We start from the raw sequence: 26995 nt of genomic DNA on the forward strand, positions 1-26995 counted from the left end.
CGAAAAAAGAACGGGTACATGGGGTGATGAACCTCATGCACCCGTTTGTTTTTAATCGCCATTGATATGTGACGATAACATCACGGTTTCGGTAGGAAATCAAGGGCAACTGTTCAATGGCTTTTCAGACCGGAATGCGGCCTGCCCATTCATTGGTTACTTATCGGCCTGGCTCAGCTCGGCCTGGGGTGTCTCTTCAAGGGCCTGCACCGCGCCCAGGATGTCAGTCCCTTTTGCCTGGGTGAGGGTAAACCCGAGCCGCTTGTCGGTGGCGGTGCCGTGCATGGGGGCGTCTCCGAAGAGCTCAAGGGTGTAGGGGCGGTCCGTTGTCAGGACAACGGAAAGGGCAGGGGTCTCATCTTTTTTCTCTTCCATCAGCCAGGTGTCGCATGAAAGGCGGCACAGGGAGGCGATGAGTTTATCCACTTTTTCGGCTGACAGGGTGTTGCCGTTTTGGTCTTTCCAGATGGTTTTGGGGGCCGCGCCTTCCTCGCCCGGCTCCGTGGCCCTGGTGAGGGCAAGGTCGGTCTCTCCCATGGTGACGGCAAGGGCGTTCACCTCGGAGGCGATGAGGTTAAAGACGGTCTTGTCGATGAACCGGTTCGAATCCGTTGTGAACTGGGAGGCGAAGTTCCCCTTGGCGTGGTAGACTTTTTTGTCGCCTTCAATGGTCACAAAGGTGTGGCCCATGGAGGGGGCGGCCTTGCCCACGGTGACGTCCCGCAGCACGGTTTCGCCTTTGTAGAGGCGGACGTTTTTTGCGGTCTTCGGGTCAAGGTCGTAGCGGTTGTAGCTTTCGGCCTCGGAGACCATGGCTGTCAGCGTCATATCCCCTGCGGTCTCCACAAGTTTTGTGACCTGCTCCTGTTTGGCGGGAAACCCCTCTAAATCAACGGTCCACTCATCTCCCTCTTTTTCAAAGAGCAGGGTCTCTGCTTGTGTCTTAATCTCCATGCGGTCCACATCCCCTGCGGACACGGTGTCGAGAACCGGCAGCTCATAGCTGGTGCCGTCGGTGTCCCGAAGGAAGAGGTAGGCGCTCAGGGCCACGATGAGGGCAAGGAGAATGATGGTTTCTTTTTTCACGTCAGGTGTCCTCCTGTGGTGGTAGTGTTATTGAAACATGGCCCGGATGGTTTTTCGTCGGGACTGGCGTTTGGCGTAAACCGCCATGCCGAAGAGGGCGACGAGCAGGGGCAGGCCCACGATGTTGAAGGCCTTCACTGGCGTCTTGACGCTGTCCGGCACCTTGTCGATGGGGTTGAATCGCTGCTTTTTGCTTCGCATGACGGCGATGCCCTCGCGGCCGTTGAGCCCGTCCATGAGGTTCATGACAAAGGTGGCGTTGGCGCTTTCTCCCTGCTCATCAAAGAGGCTGTTGGTGAGCATGTCCAGGGAGCCCACCACGATGAGGCGGGCCGGTTTGCCGTGCTCGACCACGGCGCCTGTCTGGGAGATGGCAGCTGCCTTGTTTTCAGGTTGTTTGGTCTCTTCTCCCTCGGGGGGGGCGGGGCTCGGTTTTTCCGGGATGGGCTTTCCCTTGAAGTAGCTGGTAAAGGAGCCCTCCACCATGGCGGCCACGGGACGGCTGGCAAAGGAGCCCGCGTCTGTGGGCGGTTTGAGGAACATGGGGTTCAGGGAGATGTTCCTCTCCTTGAGCCAGGAACGTTCGGAGGTGGAAAAGAGGGTGGCGGCCGACAGGTTCTGCTCTGAAACGGTCTTCTCGTCCACGATGACCGGTGCGGCCTTTAAGGTGACGAGCCCCTTGATGTTGTTCATGAAGGGAACGTCGTGGTTGATGGTGTCGTTTTCGATGATGGGGGCAAAGTAAACGTTCTGCTGACCGCCCCCCATGCGCCTGGGCAGGTTTTGCTTGTAGCAGTTCTCGTCCATGATGTAGGCGCTTTGAACGCGAACCCCGTAGTGGGCCAGGAGCTTGTCGAGGCCCGTGCGAACCGGGGTGTAGGTGGAGGGTTGCATGAAGGCCATCTGGGGGTTGGGATTCTGCATCTCTTTGAAGGCGTCCACGAACACGGCCACGTTTTTCCCCGCCATGAGGGCCTGATCAATGCGGAAGAGGTCGTAGTCCGTGAAGGTCTCCTTGGCCCCGGCGATAATGAGGCTGTTGATGTCCTCGGGGATACCGTTTGCCTTGAGGTCCACATCGGACACCGCGTAATTGCGGGAGAGGGTGGCGCTGAAGTTGTTCAGGGCGCTCGTGCCGGGGGCCATGGGGTTGGCGGGGTTGCGATCGAAGCGCGGCGCCGTGCCGTTGCTTGTGAGATAGCCCACCTTTTCGTTGATGTCGATGAGGGACTCCACGGCCCCGCCCACGGCCTCTTCCATCTCCTGATCGGTCATGAGCTTGTACTGGGTGCCGAAAAGGGGAATGCGGTTCACCTCAAGGATGGGGATGGTGACGGATTTGTCTCCGTATCGCATGACCATGCCGATGATGCCGGAGCCCGCCTTGATCTTGCCGCCTGAGAGATCCGGCCACCCAAGCTGGAGCACCCCGTAGCGCTCGGCCAGGGTCTGCTTTTCTTTGGTGGTTTGCGGATCAAAGCGGTTGAAGGTGAGGCGGTCGTAGCTGCGTCGGCTGATTTTGGTGACGGCTGCCTCCACGCGACCCGGCAGGTCATGGAGGTGCAGAGCCATGGAGGAGCCCTTCCGCCATGGAGCGGGAGAGGTGAAGGTGCAGGCTCAATTTCCGTCAAGGGAAAGAAGGGTGCTGATCTTGTTGCCCAGCTTCATCATGGACATGGTGAGCTTGTACTCCAGCCCTTCGGTGGAGGTGATGGCCGGAATACGCTCGATGAGGTCCCCGTGGATCACCACAAGCCCCATGTACGCGGTCTTGACCTTTACCTCATCGCTTTCCACGATTTGGATGCTCACCGGCCGGATGCCATAGCTGCCCGCCAGTTCCGCGTTGCGCTTGCTCGTGGGGTTGGTCTCCATGTCCCCGCCGATGGAATAGAATCGAAAGTTGAAGTAACGGTTGGCGTTTAAGGCATATTCCTCCAGCAGGTCGGCGAGGTACTTTTCGGTGGTGTTGTGGGGGGCCGGAAGGTCCTCGGAGAAGAAGACGTTGATGGTCAGCGGCTCCGAAAGGTTCTTCACCGCCTCGATGCTGGCGTCGGAAAGGGAGTAGACCTTGTTTTTTGTGAGGTCCGCCCGAAAGAAAAGGGTGGCACCCGCCACATTCAAAAGCACCACCACCACTATGTAGATCAGTCCTTTGAGATATTTTTCTTTTTTCATGGTTGCCTTATCTATGGTTATGCCTCCGGCGGCCCTGCCGGGGGCCAAACTTTTGAAAAGTTTGATAAACAGGTTTTTATTTATGCCCAGGCTAATTCGATGAAGTTTTGGTCATATGTGTAAACATCACGGGCGAGGCCCGTCAGCGAATGTGAAAGATGGCAGGAGCAGAACCCCGGAGCATTCCCTGGCCGCCGAGAGGGCTTGTTTAGTTTTTATCCGTCACTGAGATGGAGGCCCCGTAAAGGAAGAGAAAAATCACGCCGCCGAAGTAGAGGAGGTCCCTGGAGTCCACCACGCCTCGGGCGATGTTCCGGAAGTGGTAGTCGGCTCCGATCTGGCTGAAAAAGCCCAGGATAGCCGTGGGAAAAAAGACCAGGAGCTTGTCCACCAGGGTGAGGGCAAAGCAGATGAGGGTCCCCAGGATAAAGGCGATGATCTGGTTGCGGGTCAGGGAGGAGGCAAAAAGCCCGATGGCGGCAAAGGCCCCGCCCAGGAGGATGGCCCCTGCGTACCCGCCGATGACCGGCCCCCAGTCCAGGTCGCCGAAGAGGGCCACGGTGACAGCATAGGCAAAGGTGGGGGTGAGCATGGCGCAGACAAAGACCAGGGCCGAGAGGAATTTTCCCACCACAATGTCCCGGGGGGTGACCGGCAGGGTCATGACCACCTCAAAGGAGCCCATGGCCAGCTCTTCGGCAAAAAGGCGCATGGTCACCGCCGGGATCACAAAGGAGAAGATCAGGGGCAAGAGCGCAAAAAAGTCCCGCAGGCTTGCCTGGCCGTTTCAAAAAAGTGAGGGACAGACCGTACACTAAAAGAAAGATGGCGATGACGATGTAGGCGATGGGCGAGGTGAAGAAGTCTTTCAGCTCTTTTTTCATGATGTGAAGGGTCTGCATGGGCTTTTAGTTCTCCTTCGTCAGGGTTCGGAAGATGGATTCAAGGGTGTTGGCTTCCATCGCCGGGCGGCTGATCGACGCCCGTCGGTCCCCTTGACGGCGTTGTACACGGCTTCCCGGCCGTCCTGGCCCTTTTTGAAGGTAACGGCAAGCTCGCAGCGGTTCTCCTTGCTCTGGGCTGCCTCCACCGTTGCCACGCTGCCGATGCCCTGGAACAGGGCCTTGGCCTCGTCGGCCGGTGCCCCTTTTACGTCCATCTTCAGGCAGGGGCCGCTGCCGTTGCCGCCGGTGCGAATCTCATCGGTGGTGCCGTCGGCCACGATTTTCCCTTTGTGGACAATGGCGATGCGGTCGCAGGTGGCCTCGGCTTCGCTCAGGATATGGGTGGAGAAAATAATGGTGCGGGTCTCCCCGATGTCCCGGATAATTTTTCGGATCTCCACGATCTGGTTGGGATCCAGCCCAGAGATCATCATCCCATCAAGGGTGTTCCGGTCGCTGATCATGGCATAGGCCAGTCCCACCCGTTGCTTGAGGCCCTTGGAAAGGGCGCCGATGGGTTTGTCCATGATGTCCGTGAGGCTGCACAGGGCAGACATCTCCTTGATGCGGGCAAGGCGGTTTGCCTTGGGGATGCCCCGGACGTCCGCCGTGTAGCAAAGGAAGTCATACACCAGCATGTTGGGGTAGAGGGGAGCCGACTCCGGCAGGTAGCCGATACGTTTTTTGAGCTCCAGGGGCTGGTTGGATACGGGCGTATCGTTGTAGTAGATCTCTCCGCTGGTGGGGCGGAAGTAGCCGGTGAGCATTTTAAGGGTGGTGGTCTTGCCGGCGCCGTTGGGGCCCAGAAGTCCTAAGATTTCCCCTTTACGAATCTCCAGGCTGATGCCGTCCACCGCGCGGAATGCGCCGTAGTCTTTGGTGACATCGTCAACCCTGATCATGGATTCCTCCTTGAACAATAGCTTTTTAATATAAGGCGCTTTTTAATACACGGGCGTGGTGGGTTTGGATCCGGCCACCTGATGCGTGCCCGATTTGTCAGCCGGCTCAGGTTGAAAGGATGGTCGGTGCGCGGGGTTTAAAAAATCCGGTATTGAACGTGCCACCGGAAGGAATCTTCACGCCCGAAAAGGCCGGGTGACGGTTGCTGTGCAGCAATTTAAACAAAGATTTTTTTACATATGGCAAAGGAAAATGCAAGGGGGAATATGCATGGAGGCAAAGGGGAGGGGCCGGTGGGCAGTTTTTTTCGTTTGGCGCATACCACCGGGACACCCAGTGGCATGTGAAGCAATCACTCTTTATGCTTTGGTGGTGTCATGAGGGGATAGTGTACTTCCAGGGATGTCTTTTGTGGGGGCGGGGGGATTTTTTGTGGTCACTCAAATTGCCTTCAAATCACAAAGTAAGCATGGAAAAGTCTATTACCGGCTGTGAGGAGGATGCACGACGGGTGTCGTAACCGATCCTTAACTAAGGCATTCGCTTGGGCGTGCTGAGTAAGGCGCCCTTATTTGAATTATCTTAAGTCGGTCATTTCTGGTATGACCTTGTCTGTTAACCGGCACTTGCGACAACGCCGCCATGCTGATCATGAATCGAATATAAGGGTGTTTCACATGCTGAGAATTCTAGCTAAACTGCTTGCATTGTACGGTCGTAAAATAGGTCAAAGACATCCTCAGGGCAATGAACGTCGATGCCCCCATCCGGTGGCTGCCATGCGGCCGGAAACCATCCTGTTGGCGGCGGGGTCCATGATGGATTATATCGATGGACACCCTGAGATCACTATCAAAGAAGACTGATGCAGTGGATAAGGCAAGGCGGGTCTTGGAAGATGCTGAGATGGGCATCGTCAAAGTATTCCCCCATTGAGCTTGCGTTTGAATCCGAAGCACAGTTTCAGCGTTTAAGCTTCACTACTGTCAGGAGTTGGCAGAGACCATCGGTGGGGTTACCCGGGAGGGGAGAACGGTCTTTGCCGGTAACCCCCGAAACGTGTGGGAATCCATTCTCTGTTCGGTCCCCAATCCAGGCATGTACCATGTTTTGGAGAACCTGGAGGAAGCGCCGGAAAATGTCTGCTGTATCCACTATGGGGATATGTTCATCGAAGATATCGCCGATGAATTGTCCAGACTGGATCGGTATCCTAATCTCCAGTCGCTGACTTTTTTTTCAAACGACATGCGGGAGAACGATCTCAGCGATATTCCCTTTGAAGGGCTGCCGCAGCTCAGGCACCTGGAATTGTCCGATAACCAGCTGTGTGACCTCTGGGAGACGATTTGCCGATTGCCAAACCTGGAATCTCTCATATATGGCGACGGTTTCGCGGGTCTGGGATTACTACGGCGAAATGAAAAATTTGAAATACCTCAATGTGAGGCGCAACTGCTTTAACGAAGAGGAGCTGGGCAAATTAAAAAAACTGCTTCCCCATTGCCTCATCGAAGCGGACGATCAGCGTGAGTGGTAGGCGGCCCTGGCACCGAGATCTCAGATTGGCCTGAAATGGCCGTATGTCATTGCGTCCCCGATACCTGAGCTGCTTGAACACGGCGCGTCACGGAACACCAAAAAGCCCCGGCAGGAAAGCTGCCGGGGCTTTTTGGTGTTGTGGTCATCGGCAAGCCGTTTCTTAACGACCTGTATGTCAAATTCAACTCACTAAATCGGGAAAAGTTTGGCCCCCGGCAGTGCAGCCGGAGGCCAGCTTTCGTTGACCTTCACCACGAATCCGCAAGAGCACAGACCTTGAACTCCGGGATACTGTCGGAATCCGGGTCCAGGGCGGCGTTGGTGAGCCGGTTGGCGGCTGCTTCGGCAAAGTGGAAGGGCAGAAAGACCGTCCCTTTTTCCATGCGGTCGGAGAGGTTCACCCGGGCTTTGATCTCCGCGTCAAAGCCGTCGAAGCCTTCCATCTGCGCATCACGGCATTTGTCCAGTGCGTCTTCCCGGCTCATCTCCACAAAGCACTCACTTACCTGCTGGTTGAGGCCTCCCGATTTTCGGGTCATGGTGCCGGTGTGGTAGTGGTAGAGCACCCGTCCGGTGGTGAGGACCAGGGGGTAGTCGGCATCCGGGGTCTCTGCTGCCGGGGTAAAGGTCACGGGAAAGAAGATGCCTTTGCCCCTTGCAAAGCGCTCCACGTGGAGGCGCGGGGTGCCGGGGTGGTCTGCCGTGGGGCAGGGCCAGGGGATACCCTCGCCGTCGAGGCGTCCGTAGTTCAGTCCGGCAAAGGCGGGGGTGACCGAGGCGATCTCATCAAAGATAGCTTCGGCCGATGGGTAGCTCATGTTGGTCCCCATGCGCCGGGCGATCTCGCAGGTGATCTCCCAATCCGAGGGCACGCCCTCGGGGCCGTCCACGGCTTTGCGCACGCGCTGCACGCGCCTTTCGGTGTTGGTGAAGGTGCCGTCTTTTTCCGCAAAGCAGAGGGCTGGGAGCACCACATCAGCCGCCTGGGCGGTCTCGGTCATAAAGATATCCTGGACCACGAGGAAATCAAGATTGTGGAATGCTTTTTCCGCATGGTTCAGATCCGCTTCAGACACAAGGGGGTTTTCGCCAATCACGTAAAGGGCCTTTAAACTCCCTTTGATGGCCGCGTCCACCATCTCTGTTGCGGTGAGGCCCGGCGTGCGGGAGAGGCCGGTGACGCCCCAGGCTTTTTCCATGGCAAGGGCGTGGGCTTCGTCGTGGACCTTTCGGTAGCCGGGGTAGACGTCGGGCAGGCCTCCCATGTCGCAGGCGCCCTGGACGTTGTTCTGTCCGCGCAGGGGGTTAACCCCGCCGCCTTCGATGCCGACGTTGCCGCAGACCATGGCCAGGTTGGCCAGGGCCTTTACGTTGTCCGTGCCCGTGGTGTGCTGGGTGATGCCCATGCAGTAGAGGATGCTCCCCTTTTTCATACCTGCGTAGACCAGGGCCGCCTGGACAAGCTGCTCTGCGGGGATCCCGGTGAATTCTTCGACGTGTTCCGGGGTATAGGGGGCCACGGCCTCCCGTAAGGCGTCGATGCCTTCGGTGCGCTTTTCGATGTAAGCTGCATCTTCGAGCCCCTCTTCAAGGATCACGCGGATCATGCCGTTGATCCAGGCCAGGTCACTGCCCGGGGCAGGGGCCAGGGAGAGGTGGGCGTGTTTTTTAAGCTCGATTCTCCTGGGATCTGCCACAATGAGCTTGGTTCCCCCGAATTTCACCGCGCGTTTTACGGCCGCAGCGATGACGGGGTGAGTCTCCGTGGTGTTGGAGCCCGCAACAAGGATGACATCCGCCTTCTCGATATCCGAGATGGGGTTTGTCATGGCACCGCTTCCGAATGCGGCGGCCAGACCGGCCACCGTAGAGGAATGTCATAACCGCGCGCAGTGATCTAAGTTGTTTGTTTTCAATACGGTGCGGGCAAATTTTTGGGCCACGTAGTTCTCTTCGTTGGTGACGCGGGCCGAGGTGAGGACCCCTGCGGCATCGCCGTGGGCCTCGGAGATCTCTTTGAGGCGCCTGGCCGTGAGATCCAGGGCCTCGGTCCAGGTGGCTTCCCGGAATGTTCCGTTTTCTTTGATGAGGGGCGTGGTGAGGCGTTCATCCGAGCCGATGAAGTCAAAGCCGTAGCGTCCCTTGACGCAGAGGCTCCCAAAGTTGGGCGCGCTCTCTTCGACGCCGGTTATGCGGGTGACCTTACCTGCTTTGGCGTGGATGTCGATCTGGCATCCCACCCCGCAGTAACCGCAGGTTGATCGCGTTTTTGTTTCGTCCCAGGGCTTTCCTCTGTAGACCACATTCTTCTCGGTTAAGGCGCCCACGGGGCAGGCCTGGACGCATGACCCGCAGAAGACGCAGGACGAGTCCTTCAGGGGCTGGTCGATGCCCGCCACGATTTTGGCCCCAATGCCCCTGAAGCCCAGGTCGATGGCTTCGTTGACCTGGACGTCGTTGCAGGCCTGGACACAGGAACCGCAGAGAATGCATTTGTTGAAGTCCCGGATGATGAAGGGGTTGACCTCTTCAATGCCGTGGGGGGATTTGTGGGCGGAAAACGTTTCTTTTAGGGGCTCCTTGGGCATGAAGCGGGTCTTGTCGGCTTCCATGTCCGTGGCGTAGCGCCTCAGGTCGCACCCTGATACATCCTGGCAGCCGCATTCGAGGCAGCGACCGGTTTCGGCCAGGAGGTTCTCTTCGGTGAATCCCAGCTCCACCTCGGTGAAGCTCTCCGCCCGGGTCTCGGGGTCGGCTTTTTCGATGTGGCGGCGGGGAAGGAGGGGTTTTCCCTTGAGGTCGTCGGCGGAAAGGGCGCCGAAATCTTCCTTTTTTACGTGAAAGCCCAGGCGGTCTTCGGCCTTGGCTGCGCGTCCTGAGAGGAGGCGGTCCATGGCAAAGGCGGCTTTGCGGCCGTGGGCCACCGCCTCGATGATGACGCTGGGTCCGGTGACGGCATCGCCCCCGGCGTAGACCCCTTCCATGTTGGTGGAGAAGAGGGCGCCGTCCGCGTCGATGGAATTCCACCGGGTAAGGCCGATGCCGCCAAGGAAGTCCGTGACCACCTTCTGGCCGATGGCTTCGATGACATGGTCGGCGTGTTCGGTGTACTCGCTGTCTTCCATGACAACGGGGCGTCGTCTGCCGCTGGCGTCGGGTTCACCGAGTTCCATCTTCACGAAGGTGACCCCGTTAAGGCGTCCGTCTTCCCCTTTGTAGGCCACGGGGTTGGTGAGGATGCGGATTTCGATTTTTTCTTCCTTGGCGTCCTCGATCTCCTCGATGGCTGCGGGCATCTCTTTTTCAGTGCGGCGGTAGATGATGGTTACCTTGTCCGCGCCGTAGCGCAGGGCGGTCCTGGCCGCGTCGATGGCGGTGTTGCCGCCGCCCACCACAAAGACGCTTCCGCTGAGCTTTTTGGCCGTGCCCAGGTTGACCTCCCGGAGAAAGTCCACGCCCTGCATGACCCCGGAAAGGTCGCCGCCGGTGGTGCCCATGGACGAGCCCACCTGGGCGCCATGCCCGATGAAGACGGCGTCGAAATCTTCCCGCAGCTCAGCAAGGGTAAAATCGCGGCCCAGGGCCACGTTGTAGCGCACCTCCACACCCATGGCGAAAATGGCGTCGATTTCGGCACGAAGGTCCTTTTTGGGGAGGCGGTACTCGGGGATGCCGTAGCGCATCATGCCGCCGGGTTCGGGCATGGCTTCGAACATGACCACCCGGTGCCCGGCAAGGCGCAGGAAGTAGGCAGCGGAGAGCCCGGCAGGGCCGGTGCCGATGATGGCCACGGAGCGGCCCGTGGCCTTGCCCGGCTCGGGGACGTAGATATCGCCCAAGGCCAGCTCGCGGTCGGCCACAAACCGTTTGATGTTTTTGATGTCCACGGGCTCGTCCATGAGGTTCCGGCGACAGGCGTTTTCGCAGGGCTTGGCGCACACCCTGCCGCAGACGATGGGCAGGGGGTTGGTCTCCTTCATGAGCTTGACCGCCTCTTTGTAGAGGCCCCGCTTGGCAAGGGCCACATAGCCCTGGATGTCCACGTTGGCCGGGCAGGCCAGGCGGCAGGGGGCGTAGCAGTCGGCCGTGTGGCGACCGAGGAGGAGCTCCAGGTTGGTCTTCCGGGATCGTTTGACCGCATCGGTCTCGGTGCGTACCACCATGCCGTCGGCAACGGTGGTGGCGCAGGTGCGTCGAAGGGCGGGGGCGCCTTCCACTTCGGCCACGCAGAGGGAGCAGGCCCCGAAGGGGGAGGTCTTCTCCACATGGCAAAGGGTTGGGATATCGGCAATGCGGTGCTCTCGGATTACATCGAGCAGGGTCTTGGACTCATCGGCTTCTACGTGGACGCCGTTGATGGTTAACTTGGCCATACATCACTCCGTGCCGGAAGGTCTCGGACCGGCGGAAACATTCAGATAACAAATGGGCATATAAACAAATGGGCGTCATCCGCAAGGGGTGACGCCCCGGTCTGTCGTTTGGTGCGATGGGCTTCCACAAGGGGCACGCAGCCCCGGGCACGGAATCATCTGTTGAATTCCTGAACCGGGGTTTTGGGGCCGAACAGCGGCCACCTGTGAGCACCAGATCGCTTCTATATTCTGTGTTGAAGACCCACAGCCTACATGAAACCGCCTCCTGCGGCAAGGCGCAGGAGGTCGGTTTCTGAAGGTCATGGGTTGAGGGGCATGGGGCTTCGGTTTTTTCTACCTGTCGCCTGCAAGGTCTCAGGTTTCTCCCAGGCCTCCTGGAGCCGGGGCGATGCGCACCGCGCACACCTTGAACTCCGGGATTTTGGAAACCGGGTCCAGCTTGGCGTTGGTCAGGCGGTTGGCGGCAGCCTCGGCAAAGTGGAAGGGGATAAAGACCGTCCCTTTGCCCATGCGGCGGCTGACCTTGACCTTGGCGGTGATCTCTCCCCGCCGGGAGGTGATGGTGGCCATGGTGCCGTCGGCAAGGCCGAGGGCCTTGGCGTCGGTGCCCTCCATTTCCACGAAGCACTCCGGTGAGCGTTCGTTGAGTCCCTTGGATTTTCGGGTCATGGTGCCGGTGTGGTAGTGGTAAAGGACCCGGCCGGTGGTCAGGGCCAGGGGATACTCCTCGTCCGTGACCTCGGCAGGCGGTGTCCACGCGATGGGGTGGAAGGTGCCTTTGCCCTTGGCAAAGGTCCCGACGTGGAGCCGGGGCGTACCCGGGTGGTCTGCCGTGGGACAGGGCCAGGGGATGCCCTCCTTTTCAATGCGGGGGTAGGAGAGGCCGGAGAAGGTCGGGGTTACGGTTGCCAGCTCGTTGAAAATAGCTTCGGCGGACCCAAATCCCATCTCCTCTCCCATGCGGCGGGCGATGTCGCAGATAATCTGCCAGTCCGTGGAGACCCCCTGGGGGCCGTCTACGGCTTTGTGCACCCGCTGCACGCGGCGTTCCGTGTTGGTGAAGGTCCCCTCTTTTTCGGCAAAGCACAGGGCCGGAAGGACCACGTCGGCGGCCCGGGCGGTTTCGGACATGAAGATGTCCTGGACCACGAGGAACTCCAGGTTGCCGAATCCTTTTTCCGTGTGGGTGAGGTCGGCTTCGGAGACCAGGGGGTTTTCGCCGATGACGTACAGGGCTTTGAGGTCGCCCTTGATGGCCGCGTCCACCATCTCCGTGGCGGTGAGGCCGGGGGTGCGGGAGAGGCCGGTGACGCCCCAGGCTTTCTCCATGGTCTGGGCGTGGGCCTCTTCATGGACTTTTCTGTAGCCGGGGTAGACGTCGGGCAGGCCCCCCATGTCGCAGGCGCCCTGCACGTTGTTCTGGCCGCGCAGCGGGTTGACCCCGCCGCCTTCAATGCCCACGTTGCCGCAGAGCATGGCCAGGTTGGCCAGGGCTTTTACGGCATCGGTGCCGTTGACGTGCTGGGTGATGCCCATGCAATAGAGGATGGAGCCCTTTTCCGCCCCGGCGTAGAGACGCGCCGCGGCAACCAGGGTCTCTTTGGGGATGCCGGTGATGGTTTCCACGTAGTCCGGGGTGAAAGGAGCCACGGATTTGGCCATGGCGTCAAAGCCCTCGGTGCGCTCCAGGATGTATCGCTTGTCCTGAAGTCCTTCCTCAAGGATCACGTGGATCATGCCGTTGATCCAGGCAATATCACCGCCGGGCCTGGGGGCCATGGAGAGGTTGGCGTGTTGTTTCAGGGTGATCTCGCGGGGGTCTGCCACAATGAGCTTTTTCCCGCCGAATTTGGCGGCCCGTTTCACGGCCGCCGCGATGACGGGGTGGGTCTCCGTGGTGTTGGAACCCGTCACGAGGATCACATCGGCCTTCTCGATATCCGAGATGGGGTTTGTCATGGCACCGCTGCCTAAGGAGGCGGCCAGACCGGCCACCGTGGAGCTGTGTCATAACCGTGCGCAGTGATCGATGTTGTTCGTTTTCAGCACCGTGCGGGTGAACTTCTGGGCCACGTAGTTCTCTTCATTGGTGATGCGGGCGGATGTGAGGATCCCCACGGCATCGGCGTGGGCACCGGCGATCTCTTTGAGGCGCCTGGCCGTAAGGTCCAAAGCCTCGTCCCAGGAGGCCTCCCGGAACGCCCCGTCCTCTTTGATGAGGGGGGTGGTGAGGCGACGATCCGAGGCGATGAAGTCAAACCCGTACCGCCCCTTGACGCAGAGGCTCCCGAAGTTGGGGGCGGCGTCTTCGCAGCCGGTGACGTGCCAGACCCGGTTGTTTTTGACGTGGAGGTTCACCTGGCAGCCCACCCCGCAGTAGGAGCAGGTGGTCCGGACGGCATCGGTCTCTGAGAGGCGCGGCACCATGCGGGCGTCCCTGGGCACCAGGGCCGCCACCGGGCAGGCCTGGACGCACTCCCCGCAGAAGACGCAGTCCGAATCCTTCAGGGGCAGGTCGCCTTTGGTGATGATCTTGGTGCGGGCGCCCCGGTAGCCAAAGTCGATGGCTTCGTTCACCTGGACCTCGTTGCAGGCCTGAACGCAGCGTCCGCAGAGGATGCACTTGGAAAAATCCCTCAGGATAAAGGGGTTCACCGCTTCCATGGGGTAGGTGACCCCGGTGTCTTTAAAGGCGGTCCCCTTGACCTTGTAACGGAAGGCGAGCTCCTGGAGGCGGCAGGCGCCGGATGAGGGGCATACCAGGCAGTCGTCGTGGCGGCCCGAGGAGAGCATCAGCTCAATGGTCATGCGCCTTGAGCGGATGATCTCGGGGGTCTCGGTGCGCACCGTCATGCCGTCTTCCACCGGAACGGTGCAGGCGGTCAGGAGGGTGCGGGCGCCTTTGACCTCCACCATGCAGATGCGGCAGGCCCCGGTGGGTGTGCTCCCCTTGAGGTGGCAGAGGGTGGGGATATCAATGTGGTTGCGTCGGGCAACGTCAAGGATGGTCTCTCCCTCGGTAAAGGGAAGGGGGGTCTCGTCGATGACGACTCTCTTCTCTTTGTGTTCCATCTCCAAAATCTCACCTTCTGTTATGCATTAGTCGATGGCGTCAAAGGGGCATTTGTCGTAGCAGCTCATGCACTGCACGCATTTGTCCGTGTCGATGACGGCCACCTCTTTTTTCTGCCAGGCAATGGCATCTGCCGGGCAGGCCTTGTAACAGAGACCGCATTTCTTGCATTTGTCGGGGTCCACGGTGAACTTGAGGAGAGCCTGGCAGGTTTTTGCCGGGCAGCGCTTTTCGAAGATGTGGGCCTTGTACTCGTCCATGAAGAAACGCATGGTGGAGAGCACGGGGTTGGCGGCGGTCTGGCCGAGACCGCAGAGGGCAGAGTTGCTGGCCACTTCGCTGAGTTCTTCCAGGGCTTTGAGGTCGCTCTCCTCCCCCTTACCTTCGCAGATTTTTTCCAGTATCTCAAGGATCCTGCGGGTGCCCTCCCGGCACGGGGTGCATTTGCCGCAGGACTCCTCCTGGATGAAATCCATGAAGAAGCGGGCCATGTCCACCATGCAGGTGCGGTCGTCCATGACGATGGCGCCGCCCGAGCCCATGATGGCTCCCACCTTGGCGATCTCTTCATAGTCGATGGGGGTGTCCAGATGCTGCTCCGGAACGCAGCCGCCGGAGGGGCCGCCCAGCTGGACCGCCTTGAATTTGCGCTTGTTGGGGATGCCGCCGCCGATGTCGTAGACCAGGGTGCGGATGGGAAGGCCCATGGGTACTTCCACGAGGCCGATGTTGTTGACATCGCCGGAGAGGGCAAAGACCTTGGTTCCCTTGCTTTTTTCTGTGCCCACCGAGGCGTACCATTCGCCCCCTTTCATGATGATCTGGGGCACGTTGGCGAAGGTCTCCACGTTGTTCAAGATGGTGGGCTTGTCCCAGAGGCCTTTCTGTGCGGGGAAGGGGGGACGGGGGCGGGGCATGCCGCGCTTGCCCTCGATGGAGCGCATCAGGGCGGTCTCCTCGCCGCAGACAAAGGCGCCTGCACCCTGGTAAATTTCGATGTCGAAGTTGAATCCCGATCCCAGGATATCGTCTCCCAGCAGGCCGTACTCCTTGGCCTGGGCAATGGCGATCTCCAGGCGGTGGATGGCCAGCTGGTACTCGGTGCGGCAGTAGATGTAACCCTTGCTGGCGCCGATGGCCTTGGCCGCGATGGTCATTCCTTCCAGGACCACGTGGGGGTCGGATTCCAGGATGCTTCGGTCCATGAAGGCGCCCGGGTCTCCTTCGTCGGCGTTGCAGAGGACGTATTTTTCATCCCCGATGCTGGAGTTGGCGAATTTCCACTTGAGGCCCGTGGGGAAACCGGCGCCTCCGCGGCCCCTGAGGCCTGAGGTGAGCATCTCTTCGATGATCTCCTCGGGTTTCATTTCGTTCAGGGCCTTGGCCGAACCGAAGTAGCCCTCCCGTGCGATGTATTCGTCGATGACCTCCGGGTCGATGGCCCCTTTGTTTTTCATGGCCCGGTAGACCTGGTTGGAGAAGAAGGGGATGTCGTCGATATGGGGGATCTTCTCCTTGCTCATGTGCTCTTTGAAGAAGAGACGGGGGACGGGGCGGCCTTTGAGGAAGTGCTCCTCCACCAGCTCGGGGACGTCGTCCACGGACAGTTTCTGGTAGAAAATTCCTTCGGGTTGAACCAGCATCACGGGGCCCACGGCGCAGAAGCCGTTGCAGCCGGTCTCCACCACTTTTATTTCGTCTGCGAGCCCGCGGTTGATCAGCTCGGCGTTGAGCGCTTCCTGGAAAGGCTTGCTGCCGGTGGCGTGGCATCCCGTGCCGCCGCACAGCATCAGCTGCATTCTTGTTTTACTCATCTCTTTCTCCTGGGTTGGAATCGCTTGTGAAGGCCCTGGGGCCCTTGTGGACGTTTGCCTTCACGGTATGGATGACAGGGGCGTCATGCAGTTTGGGTTCTTTGGCCTGTCGTCGGCAGGGGCTGCCCGGTCAGGCCGTTCGACGCGATACGGTTACTTGTATTCCTCCAAGATTCCCGTGACATCTTTGGGGTCAACGTTGCCGTGGATGTCCTCATTGACGATCATGACAGGGGCCAGGCCGCAGGCACCCAGGCAGCGGACACCCTCCAGGGTGAAACGGCGGTCCTCCATGGTTTCGCCTTCGGAAACGCCGTATTTGTTGCCGATATGGTTCATGACCTCCTTGATGCCTTTGACATAACATGCTGTGCCGGTGCAGGCTTTAATGATATTTCGCCCTTTGGGTTTCAGGGAGAAAAGAGAGTAAAACGTGGCCACACCGAAAACCTGGCTCGATGCCAGGCCCAGGCCCTGGGCAATGTAATCAAGAAGGATGGGTGGAAGGTAGCCTACGGTATCCTGGCAGAGGCGCAGGACGGTGATAAGCGAACCGGGAACGGGGCTGTTCTCATCAAGGATGGTGTCGATGCGGGTCCACATCTCAGCGGTGATATCCGGATGCTCGGGATGGTGATCCATAGCCATGGGCAAGTCTCCAAGCCGAAGAACCGTGCTCTTCGATTACGTGTGATTTAGTAAGGTTGTCATATGATGACTGTGGTTTACGGTATGAACGCCGTTCAGGGCGTTCAATGTCATTTATTATGTATCATTAAAGATGAATAATTGCTTGTCGAGGAGAATGCAAGGGAAAATTGGAATTGGCATTAGAAATTGAATACCTTCCGGGGAATTACTTTCCATTGACAGTGGTAGGTCAATGAAATATAGGATGAAAGGTCATTCCTCCGGACCTGTTGCGTCTGACCGTCCTTCTTTTTTGTTCTGTTAGTGAATGATCCGATTGAGATGCCGGGGGGCCTCCTGTCTTCCCTCTGCCGGCCTGAACTTGACTGCTGTTTCAAGGTGAAACGGCGTTTAACATGGGCATCCCGGTTTATCGGGGTGTCTCCCACGACAGATCAACCGGGGTCGAACCATGAAACTTGCCGATATCGTCGATGTGCTGGATGCGACACTGCTTTCGGGCGAGCAGCATCTGGACAGGGAGTTTGAGATTTGCCGGGGCAGCGACCTCATGAGCGACATCCTGGCCTATTTTGCGGACGGGGGCGTTGTGCTGACGGGCCTGCCCACGAAGCAGGCCGTGCGCACAGCCGCCGTGTCCGGCGTGGGGGGCCTCGTGTTCGTTCGTGGCAAGCAGCCCGCAGGAGACGTGGTGGCCCTGGCGCAAAAAGAGGAGATTCCCTTGATGATTACCCGGCTTTCCATGTTTGTGGCCTGCGGCAGGCTCTACTCAAGCGGCATGGCGGGACACAACGGGGAGCGATAGATCTACGCCGGATATTACAGAAACCTGATTTTTTTCGGGTAACAGCTTGTAATGATCTCGTATTGTCTTGATGTGGCCGTTTTCTCATGAACTATTCGGGCTACAGTGTTTGCAATTGGGGCCGGGCCTGCCTGGGAAAGGCGGGATGGGCCGTCCCCGCATGTGTTTTCGAGGGTGTGTCATAGATGAAGGCTTTTTTGGAGTTATGCAACTATGAATCGACTCAGACGGACCTATGCGGTGCGCTACGGGGATTTCAACCACGCCGGTGAAGCGTCCATCCATGTGAAGAACACGTTGAAGTCTCTGAATTTCCGCCCGGAGCTGGTCAGGCGGGTCTCCATCTGCGGGTATGAGGCGGAGATGAACCTGGTGATGCACGGGGGAGACGGGGTGCTGAAGGTGGTGATTTCGCCCCAGGAGATTCGGCTGGATGTGGAAGACTCGGGGCCGGGGATTGAAAATACCGAGCTGGCCATGCAGGAGGGATACTCCACGGCCAGCGACGCCTTTCGCGAAATGGGATTTGGCGCCGGCATGGGGTTGCCCAACATGAAGCGAAACTCCGACGACATTGTGGTGGACTCCGTGCCGGGCCGGGGAACGGCCGTGACCATGCGGTTCACCGTCGGCGGAGGAGAACCATGAGCACCGAACATGCCGGGGCCGCGGGTTGCTACGTCAGCTTTGATGCGACGTTGTGCGACGGGTGCACGCGGTGCGTCAGGGGGTGCCCCACCAAGGCCCTGCGCGTCCGGAACGGCAAGGTCGTGCACAAGCAGGAGGCGTGCATCGGCTGCGGCAACTGCCTGAGGATCTGCCCCATGGGCGCCGTCCGTGCTGCCACCACCGAGCTGACGAAACTGAAAAAGAGCCACATCTCCGTGGCCCTTGTGACACCCATCCTCTACGCCCAGTTTCCCGGCGTCCTCCCCAAAGATATCTTAAAGGGCCTCAAGCGCCTCGGGTTTCACCACACCGTGGACATGTCCTACTTTTTCGAGATGTTCCAGTTTGCCACTGAAGAGTTTGTCCGTCAGAACCGGCGCACCGGAGAGGCTCCCTGGCCCCTGATTTCGCCTGTCTGCCCCGTGGTGTTGCGCCTGATCCACGCCCGCTTTCCGAGCCTGATCCCCCACATCCATCCCATCAAGCGCCCCGTGGCCATCATGGCCAAAAAGGTGACCCGCATCCTGAGTAAGCACTACGGGGTCAACGAGGGGTTCATCAACATGGTCTACATCAACCCCTGCCCCACGAAAAAGGGGGACGACCCCGCGCTGCCGGATCAGAGCTTTACCAATGACGGCCCATACGCTATGGGTATCTGTGATATCTATTCCCGACTGGCAAAAGAGGTGGAACATGTGCGAAACATCGAGGCCATCCCCATGGCCTTTGCCAGTTACGAATTCGAGCAGTGCACCTCCGGCGACGGCCTTCTCTGGGGCATGAGCGGGGGGGAGACCGTGGCCTCGGATATCGAAAAATCCCTGTCTGTCTCCGGGCTGGAAGAGACCGTGAGCATGCTTGAGAAAATTGAGATGGGCCTGTTTCGCGACACGGAGTACATTGAGCTTCGCGCCTGCACCGAAGGGTGCATCGGCGGTGCCCTGACAGCCATCGATAAATACCTGGCCAAGAGCGCCAGCCTCCGGATGATTAACCTTCTGGGTACGGGCAAGCGCCTCAACCGGGATCGCATCAACAGGCTCTACGAAAAAGAGTGGTTTTTTTCCAAGCGTTCGGAGCAGAAGGGGAGCGAAGGGGACGGGTTCACCGGCACCCCCTTTACCATTGAGGAGATGCGAAAGATCGACGGGTTGATCCAGCTGATCAACGGCCGGGACTGCGCTGCCTGCGGTGCCCCGGACTGCCGCACCTTTGCAGAGGACGTGGTGCGTGGTGAAGTGCCCGTGGATGCCTGCCTGCTGCTTCGGGCCAGGGGCATGACAGGCGAGCAGGTGATGACATTTATCAACAGCAAGGAGTGCGGGCATGCGTGTCAGGGACTTGGTTGAACGATACGGCCTGGAAGTTGTGGCCGGAGAAAAAGGATTGGACCGGGAGGTTCGGTTCGGATATTGCGGCGACCTGTTAAGTGAAGTGATCGCCCACGCAGGCCAGGCCTCGGTCTGGATCACCGTGCAGGGGCACCAGAACATTGTGGCCGTGGCCGTTCTCCGTGAGTTCGCGGCGGTGGTCATCGCCTCGGGAAATGCCCCCGACAAAGAGACCTGTGCCAAGGCCGAAGCCGAAGGCATCCCGCTTCTCACCTGGAAGGGCAATGCCTACGAGCTTGCCGGACAACTTTACAGCGAAGGGCTCGGCTGCCCATGAGGCGCGTAACCGCCGACCTGCATATTCACACCTGCCTGTCGCCCTGTGGCGATCTCTCCATGGATCCCAAGCGGGTGGTGGACAGGGCCCTTCAGGCAGGGCTCGACCTCATCGCCATCTGCGATCACAACAGCACGGGCAATTGCGCCGCCGTGATGGAGGCTGCCCGGGGAAAAAAACTCTGCGTGCTTCCCGGATGCGAGATCTGCACGGCCGAAGAGGTCCATGTGGTGGCTTTGTTTGAAGGCCTTGAAGAGGCCCGCGGGTTTCAGGGGTACCTGGATGCCCACCTGTCGGGGACCAACACCCCGGAGGTGTTCGGGTACCAGATCGAAGCCGATGCCGAGGGCCGGTTTATCGAGGAGTGCACCGATTTGCTCATGGGCGCCCTGGACCAGGGGCTAAGCGAGGTGGCGGAAGCGGTGCGAAGATCAGGCGGGCTGGTGATCTGTGCCCACATCGATCGGCCCAGTTTTTCAGTGATTTCCCAGCTCGGTTTTATGCCCCCCGATTTTGCCCCGGACGCCGTGGAGGTGACCCTGCCCGGCATTCACGGGGGCTTTGACCTTGCCCAGGCCGCCGGGTTTCCTGTGGTGACGGCCTCAGATGCCCACTACCCCGAGGATGTGGGGCGCTGGATCACCTTGTTGGACGTGGAAGCACCGGCCTTTGCTGAGCTCTCCATGGCCCTTCGCGGGGAGGCCGGACGGGCCGTGCAAGGCTTTGAAGGGCAGCAATGTGTGGCGTCATCGTGGAGGTCTGCGTGAGAGAGATCTCCCTGCACATCCTGGACGTGGTGGAAAACGGCATCGCCGCAGGGGGCAACCTGATGACCCTTGTGGTGGACGAGGATGTTGAAAACAACTGGCTGTCCATCACCATGTCGGACAACGGCAAGGGTCTTTCGCCCGAGCAGCAGGCAAAGGTGGCGGATCCCTTTTTTACCTCCCGCACCACCCGGCGCGTGGGCATGGGGCTCTCCCTGCTCCAGGCCGCGGCTGAACGGTGTGACGGGCGTTTTTCCTTTGCCTCCGAGGAGGGAAAAGGCTCCCGCGTTTTCTGCTCCTTTGTGTATGATCATATCGACCGGGCCCCCCTGGGGGATATGGCCATGACCATGGAAGTTCTCATGGCCGGGTACCCGGAGGTGGATTTTCTCTATCGCCACCTGTACAATGGACGCGAATTTCTGTTTGACACGCGAACCATTCGGCAGGAGCTGGAAGGGATCCCCTTAAATGAACCCGCCGTGCTCAGGCACTTGAAAGCCGGTATCGAAGAGGAACTTGAAACCCTCAGAACTGAACGGGCAGATGATAGATGACGGGCCATGGCCAGGACGCATGGTTCCCTGGCCCCAATGATCTATGACCTGAACCCTATGACCTACATTACCTACGATTATCCTATTGGGAAGGAGACGTTGATATGGCAAAGCTCTCTGTTGCAGATCTCAAAGCACTCAAAGAAAAAGTATCCAAGGATATTTCACTCCGTGAAGGAAAGGCCAGGGTGCTTGTGACGGTGCACATGGGGACCTGCGGCATCGCTTCCGGTGCCCGGGCCGTCATGGATGCCCTGATGGAAGAGATGGACGCGTGCGATCGAAGCGACATCCGCGTGATGGCCGCAGGCTGCCTGGGCATGTGCAGCAGCGAGCCCAACGTCACCGTGGAGATCGACGGGGAACAGCCCGTGGCGTATCAGTTCATGGACGCCAACAAGATGAGGCAGGTGTTTAAGCGCCACGTGATCCTGGGGGAGGTGCAGTCCGATTTTGCCATGGCGACAATGTAGCCGTCGGCAAGGGATTTTCAACGAGAGTTTGCCTCCGGCGGCCCTGCCGGAGACAAACGGACTCGTGACAAGTGACAAGAGAATCCGTCTTCGATGAGGTGCATGAAAGCTTGAGCGAAAACTGGCCGTGCCGCCTTTTTTGGTGGGATGAAGCGACGCAAAGGGCCATTGCCCTTAAAACGCCTTTTCGATCATGGCCTTACCCACCGGGAGGTTGCCCTGGCGGCGATACCGTGTCCGTGGTCGAAGACGATCCCTTCCACGGCTGCCTCACCCTGCTTCCCGAAATCGGTCACACAGCCTTTGCCTTTGAGAGGGCCTGTGTTGAAGAGGGGAGAGGGAAAGACAACGCGCATGTTGCTCATGGTAAAGCCCGGCCCGAGATACACCCGGGCCGTCCGGTTCATCAATTCGTCCAGTACGGCTACAAGGAGACCGCTTGTAATCAGTTTGCCGTGCCCGCACATGGCATCCGGTATCTGGGCGACTGCGACCACGGCCGACTCTCCGGCGCAGGAGAGCAAGCGGAACCCGCATGGGCCGTGGGCCATGTGGGGCCGATGATTTACCCGCCGCTGGACGTGTCAAAGGGTTGCATCGTTTTGAGTCCCCTTATTAATAAGGCATGTGAGGCGTATGGTTGCGTCCGCTTTTTTTTGACGGGGTGCCGCAATCAGCTTATGCCTCCGGTGGCCCTGCCGGGGGGCAAACTTTTGAAAAGTTTGACAAACAGGTCTTGAAAGCTTTGGCATGAATTCCAGCTATTTTGATTGTTCTAATTTTTCTGCTCACTCTCTTCGTTTTTTGCGGAGCTTTTTTTCAAAAAAGCGACCCGCCGGAGGCAAGCTGAATGGTTACCACCTGTTTTTATTTCATCCTGTAGGTGTAAGCGATCATCATCTGGTTCCTGTCCTCCATCTGCAGGGCGGCTTCCAGCCCGGCGCAGTCGAGGTTGGCGTTGATGGCCTCCTTGGTCATGCGGACCCCCATGGGGTTTTTTTCGGTCATGGCAACGGCCAGCTCCATGGCGGTGTCGATCATCTCCCCTTTGGGGACCACACGGGAGGCAAATCCCAGGGAGAGGGCGGTGGGGGCGTCCATCCAGTTTCCGGTCAAAAGGTATTCGTAGGCCCTTCCCGATCCGATGAGCCGGGGTAAAAAGTAGCTGGAGGCCATGTCTGCCCCGCCCAGGCCGATGTTGATGTAGGCTGCGGAAAACCGTGCGTTTTCCGCAAGGATTCGGATGTCCGAGGCCATGGCCAGGGAAAACCCGATGCCAGCGGCCGCTCCGTGGACGCAGGCGATAACGGGCTGGGGAATGCGGCGCATGGCAAGGAACAAACGGCTCATGCGGGCCTGGGCGTCGTAGGCCTTCACCGGGGTCATCTTGAAGATCTCCGGGGCATAGGCCTCGGTGTCCAGGCCCGCGCAAAAGCCCTTGGATTCGCCTCCGTCCAGAACAAGGACCGTGGTCTCCTCGTCGTGACGTCGCTCGGCCAGGAAGGCCTCAAAGGCCTCCACTGTCTCTAAGTCAAAGGCGTTGTATTTTTCAGGCCGGTTGAAGGTCAGGCGGCCGATTTTTCCTTCTTTTTGATAAACAAACGGTTCCATGTGGTTCTCCTTCGATTGTTGCGATACGGGGTGGGGACCCTTTATCAGTCTGTAAAGCAGGCCGTCTCTGTTTCGAGGGAGACGGGGGGCCGGGTGAGGGTAACGGAGAGCGGCCCTGTTTTCGGCAGTTCGTGGGTGAAGTAGTAGCGGCCCACCGCCAGTTTGCCCTGGTAAAAGAGGCGGTCCGACGTGCGGATTTTCTGCTCAGAGAGTTTTTGGGAAGCCACGGTCATCTGGGCCAGCCACTGCCAGGCCACGGCGACGTACCCGAAGAGTTCGAGGTAGACGGTGGCGTTGGCAAGGAAGGCCTCGGGCCCCTTTTCCATGGCCACGCCGCCCAGCCCCATGGTGGTGGTGGCCAGGGTCTTTTTGGCCTCGGAAAGGGCCTGAACATGGTCGAGGAGCTCCGGGCAGGCCTTGGCCTGTTCCATGGTGGCCTCCATCTCCCGATCCAGCAGTTGAAGGGCTTTTCCGTTTTTCATCATCACCTTCCTGCCCAAAAGGTCCATGCCCTGGATGCCGGTGGTGCCCTCGTGGATGGCGTGGATGCGCATGTCTCGAAAGTGCTGCTCCACGGGAAAGTCTTCACAGTACCCGTACCCTCCGAAGCACTGGATGCTGGCGCTGGTTGAGTGGATCCCCAGCTCAGAGGGGAAGGTCTTGGCCACCGGGGTGAGCAGCTCCAAAAGCAGCTTGTGGTCTGCCTTCTCTTCTTCAGGCCCGGTGTGCATGCGTTCCTCGTATCTGCTGCATTGCAGGATGAGGCAGAGAGCCCCTTCGGAGATGGCCCGCTGGAACAGGAGCATGCGCTTGACATCCTGGTGTTCGATGATGGGGACCGGCGCCTCACCGGGGCCGTCGGTGATTCGGCGGCCTTGTTTTCGACTTTTGGCGTAGTTCAGGGCTGCGTGGTAGGCTGCCGTGGCAATGGCTGTGGCTCCCATGCCCACCTCCAGGCGAGCGCCGTTCATCATCTGGAACATATAGGAGAGGCCCCGGTTGGGCTCGCCCACCAGGTAGCCCGTGCAGTCGTCCCGGTCGCCCAAGGCAAGGGCGGTGATGGGAGCTCCCCGGTACCCCATTTTGTGGAAAACCTGGGTGACGGTGACGTCGTTGGATATGAGTTCCCCGTCCCTGCTTTGTCTCAACTTGGGCACGGCAAACAGGGAGATCCCTTTGACCCCTGCCGGAGCCCCGTCCATGCGGGCCAGCATGAGGTGCACCACGTTGTCCACGGCGTCGTGGTCCCCTGCGGAGATAAAGATTTTCTCCCCCTTGATGCGGTAGGTGCCGTCGGACATGGGAGTGGCGCAGGTGGTGAGGTCCCCCAGGGAAGAACCGGCTTCAGGCTCGGTGAGGGCCATGGTGCCCTGCCACTTTCCCTCCAGCATGGGGGGAAGAAACTGGTTGCGCAGTTCATCCGAACCAAAGGTGAGGATGAGGTTGGCAGCCCCCATGGTGAGCCCGGAATAGACGGATGCCGAGTAGTTGGCCGACGCAAAGATAAAGTACACGGCGTGCAAGAGGCTTGCTGGCATGTCCTCCCCACCCCACTCCTGGGGAAAGGTCGCCGCAATCCAGCCGTCTTTTCCAAGGGTCTCCAATATGGCGCGGACATCCCGGTGCACGGCCACGGTGCCGTCCACAAGCTCCGGCGGGTTCCTGTCCATCTCCTCGAAGATGGGGTGCAGAGCCTTTTTTGCGAAGTCAAAGGCCGCATCCAGAACCATGTCCATGGATTTTCGGGTGTGACCGTTTGCTGGGGTCCCCGTGGCTGGGGCGTCGGTGCCCACGACTTCGTGGAGGGTGAATTTGAGGTTGCGCATACTCACGAATTTGTTCGCCATGATCATCCTTTCAGCTCATAAAAAACAGCCTTTTATGGTCAACGTAGCAAGAAGATGGTGCTATTGTGATCAGCAACTTGCATGCCACCTCCGCGAGGCCCTCCTTATCGCCCTATGGCAAAATTCTTAAAAAATGAGACAACCAGGTCACAAATCATTATTTCCAAGTTCCGTCGAAAGTTCGCCCCCATGTGTCGTTTTTTGCGGAGCTTTTTTTTAAAAAAGCGATCCGCCAGAGGCAACTGAATGGTTGCGCGTTTTCCCTGCCTTTCGCCCACCTTGCGATTGTTTCTGGTGAATATCCGCGATATGTAGTAGTTCTTTTCGGTGGTATTTAGACTATCCACTGTATTTCGCGGGAGAGCCCATGACACAGGACGAGAGCAGGCTGGTACGGGACATCACCCAGTGCCTCTACAGCAGCCTTGAGATCGACAAGTCGCTCCATGAAACCCTTCTTTTACTCAAAGAGTTCCTGCCTCTGGACCTGGTCCACGTTTTTGTGCTGGACACCTCGGCCCAGACCATGCGGTACCTCGCCGAAGCCACGGTGAAGCGCGGCAGGCTCATCGACGAGCACATCCAGCTCTCCTGGGAGCACTTCAAGGAGATCAGGGACCAGGCCCACGGGGTGGTTCGGATTTTGGAGAGTGCGGACAGCCCCATGCTCAAGAGCATCCATGCCCATTTTTTAAGCCATGTGGAAAAACCCCTCTATTCACGGAAGAACGACTTTTCCGTGGTGACCATGGGGTTTGATATCGTGCCGCCCCTGGTGGGTGGGTTCGGCATGGTGGTGGGCGGTGACCATGCCTACGGTCCAAGGGACGTCGCCCTGATGAAGCTTATCCGGCGGCCCCTTATCGGTGCGGTGCTGAACCTGTTGCACCACAGGGACCTGGTGTGCGAGAACGAGCGCCTCTCATCGGAGAAAAAACAGCTGGAGCATCGTCTGGGGCATAACCGGGACAGCGAGGTGATCGGGGTGGACTCCGGGCTCCGGGAGGTTTCGGCCATGGTGAATCAGGTGGCGGCCCTGGACAGCCCGGTGCTGATCCTGGGAGAGACCGGCACCGGCAAAGAGGTGGTGGCCAACGCCATCCATCGGGCCTCCGGGCGCAGCAGGGGCCCCATGATCCGGGTGAACTGCGGGGCCATTGCCGAAGGCCTTCTGGACAGCGAACTCTTCGGTCACGAAAAAGGGGCCTTTACCGGAGCCACCCGCCTGAAGCGGGGCTACTTCGAGCAGGCCGACGGCGGCACCATTTTTTTAGATGAGATCGGGGAGCTTCCCCCTGCCGCCCAGGTCAAGCTCCTAAGGGTACTCCAGACCCTGGAGTTCAACCGGGTGGGGGGCAGCTGGCCCGTCTCCGTGGATGTGCGCGTGGTGGTGGCCACCAACAGGGACCTGTTTGCCATGGTCAAAGAGAAAAGGTTCCGTGAGGATCTTTGGTTCCGCCTCAACGTCTTTCCCATCCGGGTGCCGCCACTGAGGGCCAGGAAACAGGATATTCCTGAGCTGGCCACCTGCTTTGTTGCCCGCAAGTCCCGGGAGCTGAACATGGAACCAGCGCCCGGGCTCACCGAATCGGCGCTACGCCAGCTCACCGCCTACGACTGGCCCGGCAACATCCGGGAACTCCAGAACGTCATCGAACGGGCCCTCATCGTCGGCAGGGGCCGCCATCTCTCCTTTGACAACCTTCTTTGGGAGCCCAGGGCTTCCTCGTCCGAGCCCCGTTTGCCGGACAGCATCGTGGAAGGGTTCCCGTCCATGGATGAGGCCGTGAGAAACCATATCCGCGAGGCCCTGTCCCTTTCCGGGTGCAAGGTGGAAGGACCGGGGGGCGCAGCCGAGCTTTTGGGGATGCACCCGTCCACCTTGAGGAGCCGGATGAAGAAGCTGGGGGTGGGGGTGAGGAAGAAGGTTGATAAGGCAGGGGGAACAGGGAAAACAGGTGATAGGGGAAATAGGAAAAACAGGTCATAGGGGAGTCAGGGAAAACAGGTGATGGGGAACAAAAGGTC

The 26995-nt window shown here is 59.2% G+C and carries 23 protein-coding genes and 1 pseudogene; 10 read left to right on the forward strand and 14 right to left on the reverse strand.

Annotated features, from left to right (window positions below; all coding sequences use genetic code 11):
* Nucleotides 1-156: 156 nt before the first annotated feature.
* The 6 genes from ACOYW2_RS07975 to ACOYW2_RS08000 form a co-directional block, all read right to left on the reverse strand.
* Entirely contained in the window at nt 157-1086 is a 930-nt protein-coding gene (locus ACOYW2_RS07975; protein ID WP_482770048.1) for a DUF4340 domain-containing protein, read from the reverse strand.
* A gap of 27 nt (nt 1087-1113) precedes the next feature.
* The gene (locus tag ACOYW2_RS07980; protein WP_482770049.1) at nt 1114-2658 is read right to left on the reverse strand and encodes a Gldg family protein; all 1545 of its coding nucleotides are present in this window, start codon (nt 2656-2658) and stop codon (nt 1114-1116) included.
* Nucleotides 2659-2703: 45 nt separating this feature from the next.
* On the reverse strand, nt 2704-3264 hold the full coding sequence (locus tag ACOYW2_RS07985; RefSeq protein WP_482770050.1) for a DUF7088 domain-containing protein: 561 nt from the start codon (nt 3262-3264) through the stop codon (nt 2704-2706).
* A 208-nt stretch (nt 3265-3472) separates the two neighbouring features.
* A complete protein-coding gene (locus ACOYW2_RS07990) occupies nt 3473-3976 on the reverse strand; it encodes an ABC transporter permease subunit (protein WP_482770051.1) in 504 nt (167 codons plus the stop codon).
* Nucleotides 3936-4166 (reverse strand): hypothetical protein, encoded by a 231-nt coding sequence (locus tag ACOYW2_RS07995; RefSeq protein ID WP_482770052.1) that lies wholly within the window; start codon nt 4164-4166, stop codon nt 3936-3938. The genes ACOYW2_RS07990 and ACOYW2_RS07995 overlap by 41 nt, the downstream gene beginning before the upstream one ends.
* A 20-nt stretch (nt 4167-4186) precedes the next feature.
* On the reverse strand, nt 4187-5110 hold the full coding sequence (locus tag ACOYW2_RS08000; protein WP_482770053.1) for an ABC transporter ATP-binding protein: 924 nt from the start codon (nt 5108-5110) through the stop codon (nt 4187-4189).
* A gap of 573 nt (nt 5111-5683) precedes the next feature.
* Between ACOYW2_RS08000 and ACOYW2_RS08005 the strand changes: the two genes are divergently transcribed.
* Both ACOYW2_RS08005 and ACOYW2_RS08010 read left to right on the forward strand, forming a co-directional pair.
* The gene (locus tag ACOYW2_RS08005; protein ID WP_482770054.1) at nt 5684-5977 is read left to right on the forward strand and encodes a hypothetical protein; all 294 of its coding nucleotides are present in this window, start codon (nt 5684-5686) and stop codon (nt 5975-5977) included.
* A 515-nt stretch (nt 5978-6492) separates the two neighbouring features.
* Nucleotides 6493-6651: a hypothetical protein gene (locus ACOYW2_RS08010; protein WP_482770055.1), complete on the forward strand. Its 159-nt coding sequence runs from the start codon at nt 6493-6495 to the stop codon at nt 6649-6651.
* Nucleotides 6652-6901: 250 nt separating this feature from the next.
* Here ACOYW2_RS08010 and fdhF (ACOYW2_RS08015) read toward each other — a convergent pair whose 3' ends face one another.
* From fdhF (ACOYW2_RS08015) to ACOYW2_RS08035, 5 genes and pseudogenes are all read right to left on the reverse strand, one after another.
* On the reverse strand, nt 6902-9547 hold the full coding sequence (fdhF, locus tag ACOYW2_RS08015; protein ID WP_482771000.1) for a formate dehydrogenase subunit alpha: 2646 nt from the start codon (nt 9545-9547) through the stop codon (nt 6902-6904).
* A gap of 30 nt (nt 9548-9577) precedes the next feature.
* Nucleotides 9578-11026 (reverse strand): annotated as a pseudogene (locus ACOYW2_RS08020) (FAD-dependent oxidoreductase); the annotation flags it as partial.
* A gap of 357 nt (nt 11027-11383) precedes the next feature.
* On the reverse strand, nt 11384-14101 hold the full coding sequence (fdhF, locus tag ACOYW2_RS08025; RefSeq protein WP_482770056.1) for a formate dehydrogenase subunit alpha: 2718 nt from the start codon (nt 14099-14101) through the stop codon (nt 11384-11386).
* A 27-nt stretch (nt 14102-14128) separates the two neighbouring features.
* On the reverse strand, nt 14129-15916 hold the full coding sequence (gene nuoF / locus ACOYW2_RS08030; RefSeq protein ID WP_482416720.1) for an NADH-quinone oxidoreductase subunit NuoF: 1788 nt from the start codon (nt 15914-15916) through the stop codon (nt 14129-14131).
* Between the two features lie 153 nt (nt 15917-16069).
* Nucleotides 16070-16564 (reverse strand): NADH-quinone oxidoreductase subunit NuoE family protein, encoded by a 495-nt coding sequence (locus ACOYW2_RS08035; RefSeq protein ID WP_180140939.1) that lies wholly within the window; start codon nt 16562-16564, stop codon nt 16070-16072.
* Between the two features lie 454 nt (nt 16565-17018).
* Between ACOYW2_RS08035 and ACOYW2_RS08040 the strand changes: the two genes are divergently transcribed.
* The 7 genes from ACOYW2_RS08040 (at nt 17019) to ACOYW2_RS08070 (ending at nt 21509) form a co-directional block, all read left to right on the forward strand.
* A complete protein-coding gene (locus tag ACOYW2_RS08040; RefSeq protein ID WP_482416719.1) occupies nt 17019-17372 on the forward strand; it encodes a DRTGG domain-containing protein in 354 nt (117 codons plus the stop codon).
* Nucleotides 17373-17585: 213 nt separating this feature from the next.
* Entirely contained in the window at nt 17586-18020 is a 435-nt protein-coding gene (locus ACOYW2_RS08045; protein ID WP_180140943.1) for an ATP-binding protein, read from the forward strand.
* Nucleotides 18017-19393, forward strand: coding sequence for a [Fe-Fe] hydrogenase large subunit C-terminal domain-containing protein (locus ACOYW2_RS08050; RefSeq protein ID WP_482770057.1), 1377 nt, complete (start codon nt 18017-18019; stop codon nt 19391-19393). The genes ACOYW2_RS08045 and ACOYW2_RS08050 overlap by 4 nt, the downstream gene beginning before the upstream one ends.
* Nucleotides 19371-19712, forward strand: a complete 342-nt coding sequence (locus ACOYW2_RS08055) for a DRTGG domain-containing protein (protein ID WP_482416717.1) — start codon at nt 19371-19373, stop codon at nt 19710-19712. The genes ACOYW2_RS08050 and ACOYW2_RS08055 overlap by 23 nt, the downstream gene beginning before the upstream one ends.
* Nucleotides 19709-20479, forward strand: coding sequence for a PHP domain-containing protein (locus ACOYW2_RS08060; RefSeq protein ID WP_482770058.1), 771 nt, complete (start codon nt 19709-19711; stop codon nt 20477-20479). The genes ACOYW2_RS08055 and ACOYW2_RS08060 overlap by 4 nt, the downstream gene beginning before the upstream one ends.
* A complete protein-coding gene (locus ACOYW2_RS08065) occupies nt 20476-21036 on the forward strand; it encodes an ATP-binding protein (protein WP_482416715.1) in 561 nt (186 codons plus the stop codon). Before ACOYW2_RS08060 ends, ACOYW2_RS08065 begins: the two co-directional genes overlap by 4 nt.
* Nucleotides 21037-21140: 104 nt before the next feature.
* Nucleotides 21141-21509 (forward strand): (2Fe-2S) ferredoxin domain-containing protein, encoded by a 369-nt coding sequence (locus ACOYW2_RS08070; protein ID WP_180140954.1) that lies wholly within the window; start codon nt 21141-21143, stop codon nt 21507-21509.
* Nucleotides 21510-21700: 191 nt separating this feature from the next.
* Here ACOYW2_RS08070 and ACOYW2_RS08075 read toward each other — a convergent pair whose 3' ends face one another.
* The 3 genes from ACOYW2_RS08075 to ACOYW2_RS08085 form a co-directional block, all read right to left on the reverse strand.
* Entirely contained in the window at nt 21701-22006 is a 306-nt protein-coding gene (locus tag ACOYW2_RS08075) for a hypothetical protein (protein WP_482770059.1), read from the reverse strand.
* A 370-nt stretch (nt 22007-22376) separates the two neighbouring features.
* On the reverse strand, nt 22377-23120 hold the full coding sequence (locus ACOYW2_RS08080) for an enoyl-CoA hydratase/isomerase family protein (RefSeq protein WP_180140958.1): 744 nt from the start codon (nt 23118-23120) through the stop codon (nt 22377-22379).
* Between the two features lie 44 nt (nt 23121-23164).
* Nucleotides 23165-24967 carry an acyl-CoA dehydrogenase family protein gene (locus ACOYW2_RS08085; RefSeq protein ID WP_482770060.1) on the reverse strand — a complete coding sequence of 601 codons (1803 nt, stop codon included), beginning with the start codon at nt 24965-24967 and terminating at the stop codon, nt 23165-23167.
* Nucleotides 24968-25334: 367 nt separating this feature from the next.
* Between ACOYW2_RS08085 and ACOYW2_RS08090 the strand changes: the two genes are divergently transcribed.
* The gene (locus tag ACOYW2_RS08090) at nt 25335-26957 is read left to right on the forward strand and encodes a sigma-54 interaction domain-containing protein (protein ID WP_482770061.1); all 1623 of its coding nucleotides are present in this window, start codon (nt 25335-25337) and stop codon (nt 26955-26957) included.
* The last annotated feature ends 38 nt before the right edge of the window (nt 26958-26995 follow it).

The organism is Desulfoluna sp. CLI2B (assembly GCF_056847375.1).

What these genes read in the sequence shown, in the direction of transcription:
- ACOYW2_RS08085 (WP_482770060.1), bottom strand. Translation starts at nt 24,967, where the DNA reads ATGGCGAACAAATTCGTGAGTATGCGCAACCTCAAATTCACCCTCCAC.
- ACOYW2_RS08040 (WP_482416719.1), top strand. Translation starts at nt 17,019, where the DNA reads ATGAAACTTGCCGATATCGTCGATGTGCTGGATGCGACACTGCTTTCG.
- ACOYW2_RS08060 (WP_482770058.1), top strand. Translation starts at nt 19,709, where the DNA reads ATGAGGCGCGTAACCGCCGACCTGCATATTCACACCTGCCTGTCGCCC.
- ACOYW2_RS08055 (WP_482416717.1), top strand. Translation starts at nt 19,371, where the DNA reads ATGCGTGTCAGGGACTTGGTTGAACGATACGGCCTGGAAGTTGTGGCC.
- ACOYW2_RS08070 (WP_180140954.1), top strand. Translation starts at nt 21,141, where the DNA reads ATGGCAAAGCTCTCTGTTGCAGATCTCAAAGCACTCAAAGAAAAAGTA.
- ACOYW2_RS07990 (WP_482770051.1), bottom strand. Translation starts at nt 3,976, where the DNA reads ATGCGCCTTTTTGCCGAAGAGCTGGCCATGGGCTCCTTTGAGGTGGTC.
- ACOYW2_RS08080 (WP_180140958.1), bottom strand. Translation starts at nt 23,120, where the DNA reads ATGGAACCGTTTGTTTATCAAAAAGAAGGAAAAATCGGCCGCCTGACC.
- ACOYW2_RS07980 (WP_482770049.1), bottom strand. Translation starts at nt 2,658, where the DNA reads ATGGCTCTGCACCTCCATGACCTGCCGGGTCGCGTGGAGGCAGCCGTC.
- ACOYW2_RS07985 (WP_482770050.1), bottom strand. Translation starts at nt 3,264, where the DNA reads ATGAAAAAAGAAAAATATCTCAAAGGACTGATCTACATAGTGGTGGTG.
- ACOYW2_RS08090 (WP_482770061.1), top strand. Translation starts at nt 25,335, where the DNA reads ATGACACAGGACGAGAGCAGGCTGGTACGGGACATCACCCAGTGCCTC.
- ACOYW2_RS08035 (WP_180140939.1), bottom strand. Translation starts at nt 16,564, where the DNA reads ATGGCTATGGATCACCATCCCGAGCATCCGGATATCACCGCTGAGATG.
- ACOYW2_RS08010 (WP_482770055.1), top strand. Translation starts at nt 6,493, where the DNA reads ATGGCGACGGTTTCGCGGGTCTGGGATTACTACGGCGAAATGAAAAAT.
- ACOYW2_RS08000 (WP_482770053.1), bottom strand. Translation starts at nt 5,110, where the DNA reads ATGATCAGGGTTGACGATGTCACCAAAGACTACGGCGCATTCCGCGCG.
- ACOYW2_RS07995 (WP_482770052.1), bottom strand. Translation starts at nt 4,166, where the DNA reads ATGCAGACCCTTCACATCATGAAAAAAGAGCTGAAAGACTTCTTCACC.
- ACOYW2_RS08050 (WP_482770057.1), top strand. Translation starts at nt 18,017, where the DNA reads ATGAGCACCGAACATGCCGGGGCCGCGGGTTGCTACGTCAGCTTTGAT.
- nuoF (WP_482416720.1), bottom strand. Translation starts at nt 15,916, where the DNA reads ATGAGTAAAACAAGAATGCAGCTGATGCTGTGCGGCGGCACGGGATGC.
- ACOYW2_RS08045 (WP_180140943.1), top strand. Translation starts at nt 17,586, where the DNA reads ATGAATCGACTCAGACGGACCTATGCGGTGCGCTACGGGGATTTCAAC.